Origin of the sequence: Gilliamella sp. wkB308, assembly GCF_001690185.1 — a bacterium.
GTDB lineage: Bacteria > Pseudomonadota > Gammaproteobacteria > Enterobacterales > Orbaceae > Gilliamella > Gilliamella apicola_I.
Genome location: NZ_LZGN01000004.1, coordinates 1 through 2,983, shown reverse-complemented (window position 1 = coordinate 2,983; position 2,983 = coordinate 1). Strand labels below are relative to the sequence as shown.

The 2,983-nt window shown below is 36.3% G+C and carries 5 protein-coding genes; 3 read left to right on the top strand and 2 right to left on the bottom strand.

Annotated elements, in window-relative coordinates:
- The 3 genes from A9G10_RS12865 to A9G10_RS00805 all read left to right on the top strand — a co-directional run.
- On the top strand, window positions 1-216 hold a 216-nt coding region (locus A9G10_RS12865), incomplete at its 5' end, for a hypothetical protein (RefSeq protein ID WP_218837299.1).
- Window positions 217-287: 71 nt separating this feature from the next.
- Complete coding sequence (locus A9G10_RS00810; protein ID WP_065557808.1) at window positions 288-1,571, top strand: hypothetical protein; 1,284 nt, start codon at window positions 288-290, stop codon at window positions 1,569-1,571.
- A 1-nt stretch (window position 1,572) separates the two neighbouring features.
- Window positions 1,573-1,905, top strand: coding sequence for a tail fiber assembly protein (locus tag A9G10_RS00805; protein ID WP_065557807.1), 333 nt, complete (start codon window positions 1,573-1,575; stop codon window positions 1,903-1,905).
- Here the strand turns inward: A9G10_RS00805 and A9G10_RS00800 are convergent.
- Both A9G10_RS00800 and A9G10_RS12675 read right to left on the bottom strand, forming a co-directional pair.
- Entirely contained in the window at window positions 1,902-2,429 is a 528-nt protein-coding gene (locus tag A9G10_RS00800) for a tail fiber assembly protein (protein ID WP_065557806.1), read from the bottom strand. The two genes, A9G10_RS00805 and A9G10_RS00800, sit on opposite strands and share 4 nt — an antisense overlap.
- A 1-nt stretch (window position 2,430) precedes the next feature.
- Window positions 2,431-2,922, bottom strand: a complete 492-nt coding sequence (locus A9G10_RS12675) for a hypothetical protein (protein WP_143425934.1) — start codon at window positions 2,920-2,922, stop codon at window positions 2,431-2,433.
- Window positions 2,923-2,983 lie beyond the last annotated feature (61 nt).

Genomic DNA, 2,983 nt, shown 5'->3' with positions numbered 1-2,983 from the left:
ATTGAACTTGGTTTTCCTGTCGCTGTTTTATGTACTGTTTACGGTTCAAAATTATTTAACTTGCCAACATTCGGAAATTTGATATTTGATATTTTTTCTACAGCAATAAATGAGAGTGTTTGTCTTCATCTATTAGTCAATATTAAAGGAAAACATATTACAAATTTCCCAAAAATTGAAAACATCCCCTTTATAGATATTAGAAAATATCAATAGAATCAGGTTTTCTGAACCTTATCTTTTAAAAATACTTTAATTATATTTATTGTTTAACTTTGAGGAAAGTTATGTCTTGGTATAAAACAGGTACAATTACAATTACTAATGGTAGTAAATCAGTAACGGGTATTGAGACTAAATGGGCAAATCCATTAATTGGTGTTTGTTCAGGTCAAATGTTAATATTAAAAACAAAAAATTCAATAGAAATATGTGAAATAGCGTCTGTTCAATCTGATACACAGTTGACGCTAGCAAATGAATATATTGGCGATACAAAAACTGGGGTTAATTACGAAATCCCAACATCGCCCAATGTTTCAATTGAGGCTTTAGCGTTGCGAATATCCGAAATGCTGAATTATTATCAAATTCAACTTGACGCTTGGCACACAATATTAACAAGTGAAAACGAGGTCACCCTAACCGCTCCAGACGGGCGACAGGTTACGATAAAATCACAATATGCAATTTCAAATGAACTGGCTAAACTTTTAGAGGAAAGTAAAAGCTATGCGGAACAAACAGTAAAAAACGCCGATACAGCCATAGATGCCAGCTCATCGGCGCTCAATAGTGCGGCATCAGCAAAAAACAGTGCTGATAGCGCCAGCTCATCAGCCACAGCTTCAAGTAATTCAGCTCAAAAATCTAGTAATAGTGCAAATTCAGCCAGCCTATCCGAAAACAACGCCAAAACATCTGAGCTGAATGCTAAAAAATCGGCAGAGGATGCCAAAAAAGCCGTATCCTCAATTGACACTTCAGTTTTCATTAAAAAATCTGGTGTAGATAATCAGTTAATTGACGGCTCATTAGATGTTAAAAATTTAACTGAAAATTCTCAGCGAGTTTACTCACCTAATAATAAACCAACGGCGGATGATATTGGTACTATTCCTGCTGTTAAAAAACAGGTAAACGGATCACCTATTTACGTGGTAGGTAACCCAATTGATTTTGCTGAATTAACTGTTAACGGGGAATCAGTTATTGCTAATGTATCTAATATTAACAACAAAATCGATCAGTTATACAATAGAATATACATAGTTGAATCATATGTGAACGGTGATAGCTGGTATAACAAATATTCAAACGGATTCATTGAACAATCTGGCGTTATTATTGCACGAACCCCAGCCCCAAATGCTGTTTGTGGCACTTTAATTAATTTGCTAATACCTATGAAAACACAAAACTATGGAGTGAGTGTTGATAAAGTGAACAGCGGGCTGTGGGGTGATATTGATTATGCCTATGCTGAACTATACTTAACCTCGTTTTGGTTAGCATCGTATTCACCAGTGACTGGCGAAGCTTGGATTAGATGGACAGTAAGGGGGCATTAACATGACATACACAAACACAGAATATGCTGAATTAGCAATAAAAGCGAACGGAGAAGGGAGGGCGTTAAAAAACATAAATGGCAAGCTAATGATTGTTGATCCTGAGCCCATTCATTTGTCTGATGAGCAAATTATACTGCAAAATCAAACTATGAAAATTTCACTAATCAACGAGGCTAACGAAAAAATAGCGGTGCTTCAGGATATTATCGATTTAGATATGCAAGAATATAATGAAGAAGAACAGTTAAAAAACTGGAAGAAATACCGCATATTATTAACTCGTGTGGATACCTCAGATATAAATGTTACATTCCCCAAAAAGCCCGTTTAGGGCTTAGCTGGGAATTCAATATCTAATTTATTTGTATCAATGGATTTTAGCTGTATACGATACAATTTCCATTTTTTCATTTGTTTTTTATCATCATCTGTTGCTATTTCAAGCTCTATTTTGTCATTCAAGATTTCTATCTCATTATTGGCATCAGATAACAAATTTGCTAATTTTGATTGGTTTAGTTTAATGATAAAAGACTTTTTTTGCTCTTCATCGAGTACCCATTTTTCACCATTCCATTTACAAAATTCGAACGGTTGTAATAGGGTGAATCCCGCTTTAATTTTACCTAGATAATCAATTTCAATAGCCTCCTGTGTTTCGATATTATAGGCTGTTTTTTCTCTATGATCCTCGATGAGAATCCATTTACCGTTTTTTTCGCACGGATAATGCCCACTCCTAAATTCTGGGGCAACCCGTAACGCATTGTCAGGCGGCATTGTATCATCGTTAGCATCTAATTGATGTGTGTACGGTCTGAATTCGTTTGTGTTATCGTAATAATAATTGATCATTTTAAACTCCTAAATAAATAGCTGGGGTCGCTCCAATATTCAAAACCCTATTTTCGTTTGCAGTGGGTACTACATTTGACGCACGGAAATCATACCCCCATGCTGCCCAGTTTTTTTGGGGTGGAGATGCACCGTTTTCTGGATAGATTGCCGTCGAACCTCTAAATGCGCCACGAGCGTATACATCATGGTGATCTACAACTCCAGCATCGAAATGCCCATAAATGTCTCGTATAGCGTCATCCTCAACATGACCTACCTGTCGAGTAGTTCCATCAACGGCACGTATAAAAAAACCTCTACCATCTGGCGCAAATGCTGTTGGAACATTAATATATTGTAGACCGTTAATAGTTTTAATGGTAATGCGATGATCTTTTTTATAATTACTAGATAAACTATTTAGAGCCTGCCCCTGTGGCGAACTGAGTAAATAATTGTCTCCGTTCCTAAAATACCAGCCGAACGGCAATTCATCACGACGATTTGGCATAAAATCCCATTTCCCTATCCAGTCAGAACACACTAAATGACCACCTACCACGTAAATAGGT